The sequence below is a fragment of the Ulvibacter sp. MAR_2010_11 genome (assembly GCF_002813135.1).
Classification (GTDB): domain Bacteria; phylum Bacteroidota; class Bacteroidia; order Flavobacteriales; family Flavobacteriaceae; genus Altibacter.
The window spans coordinates 854736-870765 of sequence record NZ_PHTY01000001.1; the positions used below are offsets into that span (position 1 = coordinate 854736).

A 16030-nucleotide genomic window follows, 5' to 3' on the forward strand; every position below is an offset into this window, starting at 1 on the left:
GACCGGACAATGTCTCTTCGAGCGCCCGCCTGCATGGAACGGGCATGGCAGTCGCGAGTTTTGATTATTTACTATTCTTCAAACACAGTCCCCATTACTACCAAATCGGCTCCCGCATTGTATGCAGCTTGTTTTTGGACTTCTGTTCGTATGCCGCCTCCCACTAAAAGTGGGATGTTGCTATTTTTTTTTACTGCTGAAATAATTTCGGGTCGTACCGGAAACTTCGCTCCGCTTCCTGCTTCGAGATAAATTAATTTAGCGCCCATATACTGTCCGGCCAAAGCGGTTTGTACAATTTTCTCTATTGCATCCTGACTTATTGGCTCTGTTTCGGTGACTTTTGCCACAGCCGAATTATTCCCGCCATCCAATAATAAATAGGCGGTGGGTACTATTTCCAGATTTGTTGATTGTAATTTGGGAACTGATTTTATCTGCTGCCCGATTAAATATTCCGGATTTCTCCCTGATAATAATGAGAGAAATAATATTCCGTCTGCGCTGCCGGTAATTTGGGTATAATCCCCGGGAAACAAAAAGACCGGAAAATTTGTATATTGTTTCAGAGCTTCTACCGTAGCTTCACAATGACCGTAAGGAACTGTACTACCCCCCACGAAAAGATGAGTTGTTTCAAAAGGAATTTTTTTCAGAAAAGCAGCAGCTTCAGAAATTTCGAATTTATCGGGATCTATCAAGACGGCCAGACTTTTTTTTTCTTCCGCGATTCTCTTCAGCAATGCATGGTAATGGTGTTGCCCCATTGTTACTCTTCTTCAGAAATTAAGGCATAGGCACAGGTGAAGCCTTCAAATTCCAAAAACCAAACCTTATAAGTCTCGGTTTTGTCGGTAAAAGTGATTGTGGCAGTAGAAGCCATATCTTCCAACATAAAATCTTCCACATAAATATGTTGCAAAAAACTCACTCCCGGTGTCGCAAAACTTTTGTACAACGATTCCTTAGCGCCCCAAACCATGGTAAGTTTGCGCATAATGGCATCGTCGTTGGCAAGGGTTCGATATTCTTCGATAGGTGTAAACTTATGTGCAATTTTTAAAATTTTGTTACGCTGTTTTTCAATGTCGATTCCCACTTCGGTATCACTAATAATAATGGCCGAAAAAATAAAGGAATGAGTAATCGAAATATGTTTATCGTCTTTTAAATGTGGCTTTCCGTACTCGTCGTAATACAAGTCTTTGTCTGTATACCCTCCAGCAGCCAATAAATGCCGAACACTCATAAATCCGCGGCGATGCAGGTCGCTTTTCATACCATCAACGCGTGTTCTACAATGCCCTGTTAGTGCAATTCCTTCGGATAGTGCCTCAAAAGATTCTTCAATCTTCCAAATGAGGACTTTAGTGCCGGGTGTAACTGTTATAGTTTTGTAAAGTGGCATATAATGTTACAGATATTATGTATTTTTGCAATCCGAAAAGTTATTCGGAAACCATTAAATTATAAATTCAAATATAGTAATATGTCTACTAAAACAGTGCCTTACACGGCGTATAAAGTAAAAGATATTTCCCTTGCAGATTGGGGACGTAAGGAAATTGAGTTGGCTGAAGCCGAAATGCCGGGCTTGATGTCATTGCGTGAAGAATACAAAAATGAGCAGCCGTTAAAAGGAGCTCGTATTGCCGGTTGTTTGCATATGACCATACAAACAGCCGTTTTAATTGAAACATTACAGGCTTTGGGTGCTGAAGTAACCTGGAGTTCTTGTAATATCTTTTCTACACAGGATCAGGCCGCTGCTGCAATTGCTGCTACAGGTACTCCCGTGTATGCATGGAAAGGTATGACCGAAGAGGAATTTAACTGGTGTATCGAGCAAACTCTTTTCTTCGGAGAAGATCGTAAGCCATTAAATATGATCTTGGATGACGGAGGAGATCTTACCAATATGGTATTCGATAAATATCCTGAGTTGGCTTCGGGAATCAAAGGTCTTTCTGAAGAAACAACAACCGGAGTACACCGTTTGTACGAGCGTATGACCAACGGGACTTTGGTAATGCCTGCCATTAACGTAAACGACAGTGTGACCAAATCTAAATTCGATAATAAATACGGTTGTCGCGAAAGTGCAGTAGATGCTGTAAGACGTGCGACAGATATTATGTTGGCGGGAAAACGTGTAATTGTTTGCGGATATGGCGATGTTGGAAAGGGAACTGCTGCTTCATTTAAAGGTGCCGGATCTATTGTTACCGTTACTGAAATCGATCCTATCTGTGCCTTACAGGCTGCCATGGACGGTTTTGAGGTAAAGCGCCTGGAAAATGTACTCGAGAAGGCCGATATTGTTATTACCACTACCGGAAATAAGGATATTGTAACCGGCGAGCACTTTAAAGCCATGAAAGACAAGACCATTGTTTGTAACATTGGTCACTTCGATAATGAAATTGCTGTTTCCTGGTTGAATAAAAACTACGGAAATACCAAAGTGGAAATTAAACCACAGGTTGATAAATACACCATTGATGGTAAAGATATCATTCTTTTGGCTGAAGGGCGTTTGGTAAACCTGGGTTGTGCAACAGGACACCCTAGTTTTGTAATGAGTAATTCGTTTACCAACCAAACCTTGGCTCAAATTGAGCTTTGGAAAAACAGCGATAACTACGAAAACAAAGTGTATATGCTTCCGAAGCATTTGGACGAAAAAGTGGCAATGCTCCATTTAGAAAAAATTGGAGTTGAACTTACAGAGCTACGTAAAGACCAAGCAGATTATATTGGTGTTGACGTAAACGGACCATTTAAGCCTGAATACTACCGTTACTAATTTATGTCATCCTGAACTTGATTCAAGATCTTATTATAACCAAACCCTCATATTCTTGTGAGGGTTTTTTTATTCAATAAAATAACAATTCCTGCGTTTGTATTACACTTAGCATTACAATATTGAAAAAGAACGCAATCTTTATATTTTTTATCTGTTTGTTTGTTGGCGCAGTACAAATTACAACTGCCCAACGCAATGTTATTGGAGCAAGAGAAGCTCCCAAAGCAACCAATTCCACCGCAAATCTTGCCCGGAATATTACTAAATATTCAACGACCGATCTGGAAAAGGCAGGCGCCATTTTTAATTGGATTGCTAAAAATATCTCGTACGACTATGAATTGAGCAACAGTGCAAAATTGCAAAAGGAGTTCTATACTTCCGAAGCTAATGTAATTAAGAAAACCCTGGAACGCAAAAAAGCTTTGTGTGGAGGCTATGCCTTTTTATTCAAGGACCTGTGCAAAGAAGTTGGGATTTCTTCCGAAGTGATTCACGGGTACAGTAAAAAATACGATATTTCAAAGTCTTCTAAAAAAGTAAATCACTCCTGGAATGCGGTTAAAATTGATGGTAAATGGCATTTGCTTGATATAACGATGGCGAGAAGTCATGGTAAAACGAATACTCCCGATACCTTTTGGTTTTTAACCAAGCCACAAAGTTTTATTCTCACTCATTTTCCGGAGAATACTAGGTGGACTTTGTTGGCCAATCCAATAAGTAAGGAAGAATTTGAAAAACTCCCGACTCACTAAAAAATAGAAAAGTAGTTAAACAAAAAAACCTCAGCTGTTTCCGGCTGAGGTTTTTACGTATTGTAAACAAGATCTTAAGCTTCTGCGTTTGGAACGATAGAAACGTACGATTTGTTATCTTTCTTTTTAGTGAATTTTACTATCCCATCTACTCTCGCGTGCAGGGTATGGTCTTTTCCACCGTATACATTTTCACCTGGATGGTGTGTATTTCCTCTTTGTCTTATGATGATGTTCCCGGCATTGGCTGCTTGTCCGCCAAAAATCTTCACGCCTAAACGTTTCGATTCAGATTCTCTACCGTTCTTAGAACTACCAACTCCTTTTTTATGAGCCATTTTCTTAAGATTTTATATTGTTATACTTAAACGGGATTATTTTTTCCCGCCGTCTAATTTTGCTTGTAAGGCTTCTAATTCGTCCCACTTTCCGTCTGCAGCTAATTTAGCTTGTTCCGGCCAGGTATCGGTTACCAAATGAGCCATTCTTGAACTTGCATCGGTTAAAATAGTAGCAATCGCCTCAGGTTTTGCCTTTGCAACTTTCGCAAAAGTATCTAAACCTGCACTTACCATTGCTTCCATTGCTTTTGGTCCAACTCCTTCAATCTTTTTAAGATCGTCTGCTTTCGAAGCGGCCTTTTTAGGAGCAGCTTTTGCAGCAGGAGCTTTGGTTTCCTTCTTTGGTTCAGCCTTTGCTGCCTTTTTAGGCTCAGCTTTAGCCACTGCAGCTTTCGGTGCAGGTGCTTTGGTTTCTTTTTTCGGTTCGGTTTTTGGCGCAGCTTTTTCAGCTTTTGCCGGAGCAGCCTTTTTTGCTCCTGAAGCTATAATGCTTTCAATTACAATTTGAGAAAGCGCTTGTCTGTGACCATTTTTCTTCTGGTAGCCTTTTCTCCGTTTCTTTTTGAAAACAATAACTTTGTCACCTTTTAGGTGTCTCACGACTTTTGCTCCAATTTGAGCGCCGTCTATAGCCGGGGCGCCAATAGTTACTTTGTCTCCGTCACCAATAAGAAGTACACTGTCAAAAGAAACAGTTTTTCCTTCTTCTACCGGCAAACGATTTACAAAGACTTTTTGGTCTTTCGCAACTTTTACTTGCTGCCCTGCTATCTCTACAATTGCGTACATAGCGTAATCGTTTATTATAATTAGTTATACAAATTCTTCTATCCTTCTGATAAAAGCCAACCTTGCTTGTGCTAAGGCGGGTGCAAATATAATTCTAATTAATTAAACCGCAAATAGTTTCCGTAAAATAAAAGGAGAGGTATTTAGGAGTGCGGATTCCACGATTCTTTAAGTAATTGCATAAATGCCAAAGTAAGCACCAATGTCGTTGAAAAGCCCATCATAACAAGTGAAGTTATTACTATAAGTCCGCCCTTATTATAATTTAATCCCCACGAATCCAAAATGGCATGTGCAAATTGGGTATCGATCTGGAAAATATATATCGCCATAAAGATTGCAAACAGTATTGTGGCAATTCCTCCGGTGAAGAGCCCTATTTGAAAACCTTTTTCATATTTAAAATTGGCCTTGTCCAACTTGTACTTTTTCATTGCCATTAATATTCCCGCCCCAAAAATAACTGCATTTACCGCACTTAATATTGGGTATTTATGCAGGCCTAAGAGCTTCGTCAATAAGAAATAGGCAATAAGCGCTATGGCAATGCCAACACTGTATTTTATATAATATCTTCCCATAATTTTACTAATATGACTTCTATAAATTTCGGAAAAAAAATTAAGAATTAACCTTCTATTCAATTTTTATTAACCTTTCGGCATGATTGTTTGGTAAATTCTATCGAAGCAGACTCTATTTCAGAGAAATACTGAATTTTAAAAACAGCAAGGGAAAGGAATTAATTCTTCCAGGAAATAGTCTCCATAATATTACGTATGTCATTCCGAAGATAAACAGCAGCAGGATAAATAGAATCGAAGTTGGGTTTAGATTCGAAATAAAGCGACCCTGTTACAAAATGGCGAATGCTATCGGTGACATAAAATTGAGACTGGGTTGCGGCATTTCCATTAATCATATAAAACATTCCGTAAACCTTATGAATGGAATCCACACGAGGCTGTTCTATAATTGCATCTGCTTTTATGGTATGATCGTAAGTAAGCTTTTGTGCATCGTACAGTAACGAATCCAGATTGTTATTTTTAATGGAGCGGTATGTTATATAAATGGTGGCCTTCATTCCCGGGTAATCAATATTTACCCAGCAATTATTTTTTAGTTGCATTAAGCCGTGTTCGTTTATTTCGAAAGTAAAAGGGCAGTCCATGTTCACAGTTTTGTAAGTAGGCATAGGATATTCTAACCGAAGCATAGCGCCGGGTTTTACCACCACATCGTCACCACAGGAACTGCAAAAAACAATACAAAAAAATATAAGGAAAATGCGCATAGTTGGTTTTAGTTCACAATGGAAAGCTTTATTTGTTTGATGCGTTTATTATCGAATGCTTCAATAGTAAACGCATAATGATGGAAAGATATTACTTCGTCCTTCTTCGGAAAGCCTTTGGATATTTCCAGCAGAAAACCGGCTAGAGTTTCGGCTTCGCCTTTTGCATCCTCAAAAAGTTCGGCGTTGTCCACCTGAATCACTTTGTAAAAATCCTTTAAAGGTGTTTTACCTTCAAAAACAAAGGTGTGTTCGTCTAGTTTCGAAAAAATTAGATCCTCATCGTCAAATTCGTCACTAATCTCACCTACAATTTCTTCAATAATATCTTCCAGTGAGATAAGTCCGCTGGTTCCTCCATATTCATCCACCACAATCGCCAAGTGCATTTTCATGTCTTTAAATTCATTCAGCAAATCGTCCAGCTTTTTATTTTCGGGAACAAAATAAGCATCCCGTTTCAACGATTTCCAATCCAAAACTTTTCGGTCTATAAACGGAATAAGGTCCTTTACATACAATACCCCTGTAATGGTGTCGATATTGTCCTTATACACAGGAATTCGGGAGTACCCTCTTGCAATAATGTCGGGCATAATTTCTTTGAAAGTACTTTCTTCATTCAGTGCGAATATTTCCATTCGAGGCTTCATCACCTGTTTGGTATCGGTATTTCCGAAGGTAACAATTCCCTTTAAGATCTTTTGTTCCTCATGGGTTGTATCTGCCTGACTTGTTAGTTCGAGCGCCTGTGATAACTGATCCACGCTAAGATTGGATTTTTGTTTCCCGAATTTTCGATGCAGATAAATAGTCGCAGACCGCATGGGCAGACTTAAAGGTGCAAACAATTTGTCCAACACATTAAGAGGATATGCCATTAGTGCCGAAAAGGATACCCTGTTCCTACTTGCGTATACTTTAGGAAGAATCTCTCCAAATAATAAAATTAGAAAGGTTACGACTCCAATTTTAACAAGAAAAACCGCGTCTATCTGAAAAAAGTAGAAATTAAGGCGATAATTCAAATCTTCGAACCAAATAGAACTAAGCGATTCGAACAATAAAACTATAGCGATGTTGATGGAATTGTTGGCGACCAAAATTGTAGCCAGCAGCTTTTTGGGTTTTGACAACAATTTTTTGACAATCGCCATTTTTTTGGATGGTGATTTCTCGTCGCTTCCTTCAAAATCGGTTGTTACAAGGGAAAAGAAAGCAACCTCGGCGCCTGAAATAAGTGCAGAACAGCCTAGCAAAACAATCAATAAAACGATACTGGGTATTTGGGTAACGTCAACTAAAGCAAAAAATAATAAACTAGGAGGCTCTATATCCAATGTGTTAGGTTTCGTTAAACATTAAAAGGGCAAATCGTCATTGTCCTCTCCAATAGAATGCTCAACCTGAGGTGCCTTATTGTTCGATTCAGCCGAAGCATTGGACGCTGCCGAATTGTTGTCGGGCATTGCTCCCATATCACCCTTGGGTGTTAAGAAGGTGAAATCGACACATTGAATTTCGGTACTGTAGCGATCGTTGCCCTGGTCATCCTGCCATTTACGGGTCTTTAACCTACCTTCTACGTAAATCTTATCTCCTTTTTTTAAGTACTTTTCGCAAATTTCAGCAGCCTTATTCCGCACTACAATATTATGCCATTCGGTATTGGTTACCTTTTCACCGGTAGTACGATTGGTGTACGACTCGTTGGTTGCAAGTGGAAATCTACCTATACTCCCACCGCCTTCAAAATAGTGCATTTTTACGTCATCTCCCGTATGCCCAATCAGCATTACTTTGTTTAATGTCCCACTCATAATCTTCAAATTAAATTAATATACAAAGGTATAGCATGCGTTTTAAATATAGCTAATTTTTCAATGATTCCATTGAGAAAAATTTGAAATAAAGTTTTGTATTAGTACGGGAACAGCAAAGTCGGAAACTTCAGAAAATGGAATCCCCTTCTCTTCTAAGTTGGATACTTCCACAATCCAAAAATGGGTATACAAGTGCTGGTGCGATAGTTTATGCACAATCGGTGTTTCATTATACAAGGCCGTATCTTCCGCGCAATAATTTGCTGAAAAGGTTTGAAACTCTTCCAGTTGTTTTAGCTCTTCAATATTTACTGCGGAAGGCTGTTCAATAAGAGGAAACTCATACAGTTGCTGCCAGATTCCTTTACCCTTGCGCTGTTGTAAAATTGTTTTATTGTCTGCCGAAATTGGTACTATATAATTAAAGTAGCGTTTTTTAATTTGTAGCTTCTTGATTTTTACCGGTAGCTCACCAACTTTTTTCATCCTGAATGCCTCGCAACGATCATTAAAAATACAACCTTCACAATCGGGATTTTGAGGCACACAATAGCGGGCTCCAAATTCCATAACCGCCTGATTGTACCTTCCCGGTTGCTCAGGGTCTATTAATTCCTGTGCCAAGGCTTTAAATTCCTTAATGCCCCGAGTTTCATTTATAGGAGTAAAAATGCCAAAGACCCGGGAAAGTACTCTATAGACGTTTCCATCAACCACCGCCGCGGGTTCGTTATAACAAATTGAGGCGATAGCACTTGCGGTATAATCTCCAACTCCTTTTAACTGTAAAAGCCCTTGAGAGGTTGTGGGAAATTTTCCATTTAAAGAGTTTACTATATATTTTGCAGTGAAATGCATATTCCTGGCTCTGGAATAATAACCCAGACCCTGCCATAGTTTTAAAATTTTAGTTTCAGGGGCAGCGGCAAGCTGTTCGATAGTAGGAAATGCCTTAATAAATTGTAAATAATAAGGCAGGCCTTGTGCTACACGGGTTTGCTGCAAGATTACTTCAGAAAGCCAAATAAAATATGGGTTGGATGTACTACGCCAAGGTAAGTCACGTTTATTAGTTAAATACCACGAAATGAGTTTTTTAGAAAAAAAAGAGGTCTTTTTGGGCATTTAACAAAAATAGCCTATATCTAATTATAATTTAACGGATTATGGTTTGAATTATTGATTTTAAAATCCTTATATTTGCCCTCTTGAAAAAAATAAACCTAATATTATAATTAAAACAATTTACAGAATGACGAAAGCAGATATCGTAGCTAAAATTTCAGAGAAATTAGGCATGGAAAAAGGAGATGTTCAGGCTACAGTAGAAACCTTTATGGATGAAGTTAAAAGTTCTCTGGAAAGTGGAGACAACGTGTACTTAAGAGGATTTGGAAGTTTCATCATCAAGAAAAGAGCCGAGAAAACCGGTAGAAATATTTCAAAAAACACAACTATCAAAATCCCCGCACACAACATTCCGGCGTTTAAACCTGCAAAAATATTTGTAGAAGGCGTTAAAACTAATGTTGAAGTAAAATAATAATAACATTTAAAAAAAGTTAGTATGCCTAGTGGTAAAAAAAGAAAAAGACATAAGGTAGCAACGCATAAGCGCAAGAAAAGAAGACGCGCAAACCGCCACAAGAAAAAGTAGTTTTCCAACTACTTTTTTCATTTAAAAAACACTTCGATGCCTTTCCCGAACAGTTTTCCAAAACGCAACTGCCTTGGGAAAGAAATTGGCTTGAAAAAGTTCTTTGAAAATGAAATTGTATCGCTTTTATACCTGAAAGCCTATGGTTTCGACGGGTTTATTCCCGCATGCAATGCGGGGTGACAAAAAACCTGTGATAAATTATTGTTTAATCCATTTGTCCGCCTTTGGTGGATGGATAAAAATTAATTAAAGTGAACTACGAATTATTCATTAGATCCAGTTCACAAGAAGTTGATTTTGCCTTATTAAAAGATGGAAAACTAGTCGAATTAAACAAAGAGGAAGAAGGAAACAAATTTGCGGTTGGTGATGTATATATCGCCAAAATCCGTAAAACTGTTCCCGGTCTTAATGCTGCATTTGTGAATGTAGGTTACGAAAAAGATGCATTTTTGCATTATCACGATTTAGGACCTAAAGTTCTCTCTCTTTTAAAATTCGTAAAACGTGTAAGCACAGGTAAACTTAAAGATTACTCTTTAAATGAATTCCCATTTGACAAAGAGATTGATAAAAACGGAGGCATTAACGACGCCCTTAAATCCAATCAATCTATTCTGGTACAAATCGTTAAAGAACCCATATCCACAAAAGGACCAAGAATTAGCTCCGAGCTTTCCATAGCCGGACGTTATATTGTATTGGTTCCCTTTTCAGACCGAGTTTCTATTTCACAAAAGATAGAATCCAGAGAAGAAAAGGAACGGTTAAAACGCTTAATTACAAGCATTAAACCTAAAGGATTTGGAGTTATTATACGTACTGTAGCAGAGGGCAAAAAAGTAGCAGAACTGGATAGAGATTTACAAAATCTCACAGATCGCTGGACAGCGATGTGTAAAAAGCTACAAGGAGCGCACCATCCTAGTAAGGTGCTAAGTGAATTGAGTAGAGGGTCTTCTATGATCCGGGATGTTTTTAACGATTCTTTTTCGGCAATACACATAGACGACGAAACACTCTACTTACAAATAAAAGATTATGTGCAGGAAATTGCACCTAATAAAGAGAATATCGTAAAGTATTATGACTCGAAAGTGCCCATTTTTGAAAAATTTGGGATTGAGCGTCAAATTAAAACTTCCTTCGGTAAAACGGTCTCCGGTAGTAAAGGAGCCTATTTGGTAATTGAACATACAGAAGCCATGCACGTTATAGACGTGAACAGTGGGAACCGTAGTAACAAATCCAAAAACCAGGAAGACACGGCGCTCGAAGTTAATTTAATTGCTGCCACAGAGGTTGCACGACAATTACGCTTACGAGACATGGGAGGTATAATCGTGGTCGATTTTATCGATATGGGTAATGCCAATAACCGCAAGAAATTATTCAATCATCTTCGTGATGAAATGAGTGACGATCGCGCAAAACACAAAATACTCCCTCCAAGTAAATTTGGACTAATACAGATTACTCGCCAACGTGTGAGGCCCGAAATGAATATTAAAACACGCGAAGAAGACCCCGATAACCTTGGGGGCGACGAAAGCAGTGAAATTGAGGCGCCTATCATAGTGGTAGATAAGATTAATGAAGAGGTGAAACGCCTTTTCCAAAAAGACTATAAGAAGTTTACGCTAAATGCGCATCCTTTTATAGCGGCCTTTTTAACCAAAGGTTTTCCATCTGTGCGAACCAAGTGGTTTATGGAGCACAAAAAATGGGTCAAAATTCAACCTAGAGACGCTTACACGTATCTTGAATATCACTTCCACGACAAAAACGGGGAATTGATAAAATAAAACGAAACCCTCCATAGCTTTAGCTAAGGAGGGTTTTTTTATGCCTTTTTTATAAAGATTTTCTAAATTTCAAGCTTGAAAACGCATAAAACATACTCTGTTACCGAAGCGACCCGACGTATGGAACGCTACTGTGCCTATCAGGAACGCTGCCATAAGGAAGTACATCAAAAATTAAAGGAAATGCGAATGATTCCGGCTGCAGTCGATCAAATTATTCACCACTTACTGCAACACGATTTTTTAAATGAAAGTCGATTCTCTCGAGCCTTCGCCCGAGGAAAATTCAACACCAAAAAATGGGGGAAAAATCGAATTGTAAACGAGCTGAAGCTTCGGGAGATTTCAAAATACAATATCACTTTGGCCCTGAAAGAAATTTCAGAAACCAATTATAGAACCACTTTCGACACACTCGCCCAAAAGCGTCTTACACAACTCACCTCAGAAAAAAACCTTCAGAAAAAAAGAAAAAAATTAGCCGACTACCTGCTTTACAGAGGCTGGGAGAGTCATTTGGTATATGAAAAGGTAAGAGAACTCATAGATTGACAACTTACTTCAATAAAACACCCACCCCTAAGATTGAGAAATCCCAAGTTTTTCATGGGTACGCGTAACAGCCTTTTCATTTTTGGCATCTATCCAGGCCTGACCCTTCATCTTCCGCATAAAATTGTCGAAATGACGCATAATAAAAATATTGTACAGCGCCTTGCTTAAGTTTACGGGATTTCTGGCAATGGCTCGTAAACTCATAGAAAATCCCGGAGTGATATACCGCATATAATGCCAATACCCTTCAGGCATATACAACACATTTCCGTGTTCTAAATGTGAAACATAACCCTGAGCTTGCTTTAATGCCGGCCATTTTTTATAATCCGGATCTGCAAAATCTATATCCTCTCTAGTGATTAATGAATGAGGAATTTTATATAAAAAGTCGTTTTGCTTCTGGTCGAACAAAATCACTTCTTTTTTTCCATGGAAATGAAAGTGGAAGATATTGGCCAAATCGATATCGTAATGCATAAAGGTGTAGCTGTCTTTCCCCCCAAAGAACAACATGGGTAATCCTTTAAGTAACTTCAATCCAAAATCGGGGTACGAAAAATCCTTTTGCAACTCGGGAATTTCCTTTAAAATATTCCATAGAAAAATTCTGAATTTAGTAGGCTCTCGCTTCAGCAAATCGACATACTCACTCATTTTCATGGTGGCGTGAGGTTCGTTAAATCCTTCCTTATGATTTACAGGGCGGTTGTCGTATAAGGGCACTGTCTTATCTCCGGCAATTTCAGCCATATAATCCAGGTTCCATTTTTCATATGCCGGCCAGTCCTCTATAAATTGTTCAATTACCACCGGCTTTTGCGGCCTAAAGTAATTGGCAAGGAAGTCCTCCTTTGTGATGGTTGCTACGCGGTCTATCTCCTGTAATTGCATAAAACAAATAAACCTCAAAATTACAAAAGATAACCATAACCTTACGTTAATTTAATATCCGAAATACTGAATCTATCTTAAATCATTCCAAAAAGAAAGGCCGATAAAATCGGCCTTTGTCTCATTTATAAAGATTATCTTAATTATTGGTGGTGATTACCAGGGCCGGCGTATAGGTGCTATATCCATCCGAACCGCAATTGGCACGTACATAAATCTCGTAGGTGGTCGACGGTGTTAAATTATCAATTCGGTAATTACTCTGCGAGGTATCCTCTGTAGTACCACTACCTACCGGGTGACCTACCGATCCATACTCAACCTGCCATGCAGTTTCGTTGTTTTCCACCCAAGTAATATCAATAAAGGTTGACCCAATCTGTGTTTGCTGAAGGTTTGTAGGTGCATTGCAGCTTACAGCAGGTTCAGAAGTAATAAAATCGAAGGTTCTATATTCACTAAATCCTCCACTACCGCAATTGTTGCGCAAATAAATAGTATAGGCTGTAGAAGGTGTCAATCCGTTTATTAAATAATTTACCTGAGAGGTCGAAACCACTGTTCCGTTCCCCAACTGAAAGCCTGTTGGGCCGTATTCGAACTGCCATGCAGTCCCATTAGTTGCATCCCACTCAAAGAAAATAGAGGTACTGTTAATTTGGATAGCAGAAATAGAGGCCGGTTTCGGACAATTATTATTTCCTCCGTCGTCATCCTTTTTACAAGAAATGACTGTGGCTACCAGAAGCAATACTAAAAATAGCTTTTTCATAGTTATTATGTTTGTTTTGTTGTTAAACGAAAAGAATGGGTAATTATTTAAGAGCTTTGAAAATTTGTTGTAATTAATTGGAAGCTTTTGCCTTTTGCTTGGCCTCTTCATTGCGTTCAATTGTATGCTGCGGTCGTGACCATTTGGGTTTTTCTCCCAGAGGTTGAAATTGAGATGCTTCCGCTTCTACGGTTTCGGGTTGGGCTTTTTTTACAAATGCCTTCTGTGGTTCTAGTCCTAACAGCTTAAACATTTCCATGTCTTCATGTACATCCGGATTTGGCGTAGTAAGGAGTTTATCCCCTGCAAAAATCGAATTTGCCCCGGCGAAAAAGCACATGGCCTGCCCTTCCCTGCTCATTTCTGTTCTTCCGGCCGATAAGCGTACCTGCGTTTGCGGCATTACAATTCGTGTGGTGGCAACCATCCGTATCATTTCCCATATAGAAATTGGCGCTGCATCCTCCATAGGTGTTCCCGGTACTGCCACCAAAGCATTAATGGGAACCGATTCGGGCTGCGGATTCAAACTCGCCAATGCCACCAGCATTCCGGCGCGATCCTCCAGTTTTTCTCCCATCCCTATAATTCCGCCACTGCAAACCGTCACATTGGTCTTTCGCACATTGCCAATAGTATCCAATCTGTCTTGATATGCACGAGTAGAAATTACATCCTTATAGTAATCTTCCGAAGTATCCAAATTGTGATTATAGGCGTATAAACCGGCTTCAGCCAAACGTTTCGCCTGATTTTCAGTAATCATGCCCAACGTACAACACACCTCCATCTCCAGTTTGTTGATGGTGCGTACCATTTCCAACACCTGATCAAATTCTTTCCCGTCCTTTACATTTCGCCAGGCCGCTCCCATACAAACTCTGGAACTTCCCGAAGCCTTTGCGCGTAACGCCTGCGCCTTAACTTGCTGAACACTCATCAGGTCATTTCCTTCAATATTGGTATGGTACCGTGCCGCCTGCGGACAGTATCCGCAATCTTCCGGACAACCCCCGGTTTTAATGGAAAGTAAGGTAGAAACCTGTACCTCATTCGGATTATGAAACTCGCGATGTACGGTTGCTGCCTCATACAGCAACTCCATCATTGGCTTGTTGTAAATGGATAGAATTTCTTCGCGCGTTCGGTTGTGTTTTATTTCACTCATAAATAGCTTGTCTTTTGGGGCTTCCCCTCTTTCACCGTCAACAACGGTTTCAGAGGGTCGGGTTTTCCGCTGTATCTCCCAAACAGGTCGGGAGGATGTCGCTGCAACCCCTAAGCCGGTCTTAAAAATATGTAATTTATATGGTTCATTTTAAGGTTTGGAAAGAATAATACTAACAGCATTTCCACCAAAACCAACAGCATTTATCATGATGGTTTTCAGTGTTTTCGGGAGATCCCGCTGATTAGAAAAAAAAGGATTCTCAATAAGTTTGTTGTGTTGCAACATTAAAATTGCCATTTCTATACTCAACATCCCCGATGCCGCAAAGGTATGTCCTACCAACCATTTGTTTGAAGTAAGCAGCGGTAATTTTTGACTGAATACCTTTGCAATGGCGTTGTATTCTGCCATATCGCCTTTTACCGTTCCGGGGGCGTGCAATACAATTACATCTACCGATTCTAGCTTCGCATTGTCGAGCGCCATTTTCATCGATTTCTGAAAACACACTCCGTTGGCCGAAATAGAGCTGCTGTGTTCCAGTGTTTCGGTCGCAAAGCCATAACCTTGTATCACAGCCTGAGTCTTTTCAGAAATTCCCCTTTCGAGTAAGGCAACTGCCGCTCCCTCGCCAAGTACCATCGTGTTTTTGGTTTTTTGCAATCGCATCGACTCGCATGCCATCACATTTTCGGTGGTGGAATACAATTTCATCCCCTGTATCTGAGCCATGGTAAAAGGCGTAAGCGCTGCTTCACTTCCCCCAACCAAAAAAGCATCGGCCATATTGGCCCCTAACCATGCAATCCCATTTAATAGTGCATGCATGGCGGTGGAACAGGTAACCGAATGATCTATCGCAATTCCATCAGTTCCCAGTTCTTGTCCCACCCATGAAGATATGTTTCCCAAGGTAGTCGTTGGCGAAGTATAAGCCGAGACACTTCCATCTGTTAAAAATTGTTGATGATACGCTTCAAATAATTGGGTGGCACCGCGGGAAGAACCAATATTTATTCCGGCTCTCTTCCCGGTTAATGAAACCATGGAGGCCATCTTTTTTGTTGCCAACATTGCCAAAAGCACCGTGCGATCAAGACGATTGTAATGTACATTCGAGTCACGGAGTTTGCTTAAAGAAGTATCTCCTTCAGCAGTAATAGCGGAAATCCAACTCTCCTTTCCGTTAAAAATTTCCTTACTAAAAAGGGGTTGCCCCAAAATATAACGTTGCCAAACTTCATCCTGTGAAGTTCCCAAAGCCGAAACAGAAGCGATTCCCGAAATGGTGATAGGTAGCTGCAATTTTTTTACTAATTTGGAGCAAAAATACAGGTTCTGGATTTCGTAAGCCAG

The 16030-nt window shown here is 39.6% G+C and carries 18 protein-coding genes; 5 read left to right on the forward strand and 13 right to left on the reverse strand.

The features are described from left to right. Positions 1-71: 71 nt before the first annotated feature. Together ATE92_RS04105 and ATE92_RS04110 are read right to left on the reverse strand one after the other, a co-directional pair. Entirely contained in the window at positions 72-767 is a 696-nt protein-coding gene (locus tag ATE92_RS04105) for a geranylgeranylglyceryl/heptaprenylglyceryl phosphate synthase (RefSeq protein ID WP_100802490.1), read from the reverse strand. Between the two features lie 2 nt (positions 768-769). Beyond that, on the reverse strand, positions 770-1408 hold the full coding sequence (locus ATE92_RS04110) for a 4'-phosphopantetheinyl transferase family protein (protein WP_100802491.1): 639 nt from the start codon (positions 1406-1408) through the stop codon (positions 770-772). 81 nt (positions 1409-1489) lie between these two features. On the opposite strand from ATE92_RS04110, the gene ahcY reads away from it, so the two are divergent. Together ahcY and ATE92_RS04120 are read left to right on the forward strand one after the other, a co-directional pair. Beyond that, positions 1490-2806, forward strand: coding sequence for an adenosylhomocysteinase (gene ahcY / locus ATE92_RS04115; RefSeq protein WP_100802492.1), 1317 nt, complete (start codon positions 1490-1492; stop codon positions 2804-2806). 122 nt (positions 2807-2928) lie between these two features. Then, positions 2929-3567, forward strand: coding sequence for a transglutaminase domain-containing protein (locus ATE92_RS04120; protein WP_157809553.1), 639 nt, complete (start codon positions 2929-2931; stop codon positions 3565-3567). 74 nt (positions 3568-3641) lie between these two features. Here the strand turns inward: ATE92_RS04120 and rpmA are convergent, their stop codons facing one another. From rpmA to mutY, 7 genes are all read right to left on the reverse strand, one after another. Next, complete coding sequence (gene rpmA / locus ATE92_RS04125) at positions 3642-3905, reverse strand: 50S ribosomal protein L27 (protein WP_100802494.1); 264 nt, start codon at positions 3903-3905, stop codon at positions 3642-3644. A gap of 36 nt (positions 3906-3941) precedes the next feature. Continuing rightward, complete coding sequence (gene rplU / locus ATE92_RS04130; protein ID WP_100802495.1) at positions 3942-4697, reverse strand: 50S ribosomal protein L21; 756 nt, start codon at positions 4695-4697, stop codon at positions 3942-3944. Positions 4698-4840: 143 nt separating this feature from the next. Further along, positions 4841-5278 carry a DUF4199 domain-containing protein gene (locus ATE92_RS04135; protein ID WP_100802496.1) on the reverse strand — a complete coding sequence of 146 codons (438 nt, stop codon included), beginning with the start codon at positions 5276-5278 and terminating at the stop codon, positions 4841-4843. Between the two features lie 161 nt (positions 5279-5439). Further along, entirely contained in the window at positions 5440-5994 is a 555-nt protein-coding gene (gene gldD / locus ATE92_RS04140) for a gliding motility lipoprotein GldD (RefSeq protein WP_100802497.1), read from the reverse strand. Between the two features lie 8 nt (positions 5995-6002). Beyond that, positions 6003-7334 carry a gliding motility-associated protein GldE gene (locus tag ATE92_RS04145; protein WP_100802498.1) on the reverse strand — a complete coding sequence of 444 codons (1332 nt, stop codon included), beginning with the start codon at positions 7332-7334 and terminating at the stop codon, positions 6003-6005. A 21-nt stretch (positions 7335-7355) separates the two neighbouring features. Then, positions 7356-7814: a single-stranded DNA-binding protein gene (locus tag ATE92_RS04150; protein ID WP_100802499.1), complete on the reverse strand. Its 459-nt coding sequence runs from the start codon at positions 7812-7814 to the stop codon at positions 7356-7358. 60 nt (positions 7815-7874) lie between these two features. Further along, the gene (gene mutY / locus ATE92_RS04155; protein WP_100802500.1) at positions 7875-8942 is read right to left on the reverse strand and encodes an A/G-specific adenine glycosylase; all 1068 of its coding nucleotides are present in this window, start codon (positions 8940-8942) and stop codon (positions 7875-7877) included. A gap of 127 nt (positions 8943-9069) precedes the next feature. On the opposite strand from mutY, the gene ATE92_RS04160 reads away from it, so the two are divergent. The 3 genes from ATE92_RS04160 to ATE92_RS04170 all read left to right on the forward strand — a co-directional run bounded on the left by ATE92_RS04160 (position 9070) and on the right by ATE92_RS04170 (position 11834). After that, positions 9070-9360: an HU family DNA-binding protein gene (locus tag ATE92_RS04160; RefSeq protein ID WP_100802501.1), complete on the forward strand. Its 291-nt coding sequence runs from the start codon at positions 9070-9072 to the stop codon at positions 9358-9360. A gap of 368 nt (positions 9361-9728) precedes the next feature. After that, complete coding sequence (locus tag ATE92_RS04165) at positions 9729-11282, forward strand: ribonuclease E/G (RefSeq protein WP_100802502.1); 1554 nt, start codon at positions 9729-9731, stop codon at positions 11280-11282. 75 nt (positions 11283-11357) lie between these two features. Further along, the gene (locus ATE92_RS04170) at positions 11358-11834 is read left to right on the forward strand and encodes a regulatory protein RecX (RefSeq protein ID WP_100802503.1); all 477 of its coding nucleotides are present in this window, start codon (positions 11358-11360) and stop codon (positions 11832-11834) included. 27 nt (positions 11835-11861) lie between these two features. Here ATE92_RS04170 and ATE92_RS04175 read toward each other — a convergent pair whose 3' ends face one another. From ATE92_RS04175 to ATE92_RS04190, 4 genes are all read right to left on the reverse strand, one after another. Continuing rightward, a complete protein-coding gene (locus ATE92_RS04175) occupies positions 11862-12731 on the reverse strand; it encodes a cupin-like domain-containing protein (RefSeq protein WP_100802504.1) in 870 nt (289 codons plus the stop codon). Positions 12732-12870: 139 nt separating this feature from the next. Continuing rightward, entirely contained in the window at positions 12871-13503 is a 633-nt protein-coding gene (locus ATE92_RS04180) for a fibronectin type III domain-containing protein (RefSeq protein WP_157809555.1), read from the reverse strand. 73 nt (positions 13504-13576) lie between these two features. After that, entirely contained in the window at positions 13577-14671 is a 1095-nt protein-coding gene (gene bioB / locus ATE92_RS04185; RefSeq protein ID WP_100802506.1) for a biotin synthase BioB, read from the reverse strand. 150 nt (positions 14672-14821) lie between these two features. Further along, positions 14822-15979 carry a beta-ketoacyl synthase N-terminal-like domain-containing protein gene (locus tag ATE92_RS04190; protein ID WP_100802507.1) on the reverse strand — a complete coding sequence of 386 codons (1158 nt, stop codon included), beginning with the start codon at positions 15977-15979 and terminating at the stop codon, positions 14822-14824. Between the last annotated feature and the right edge of the window lie 51 nt (positions 15980-16030).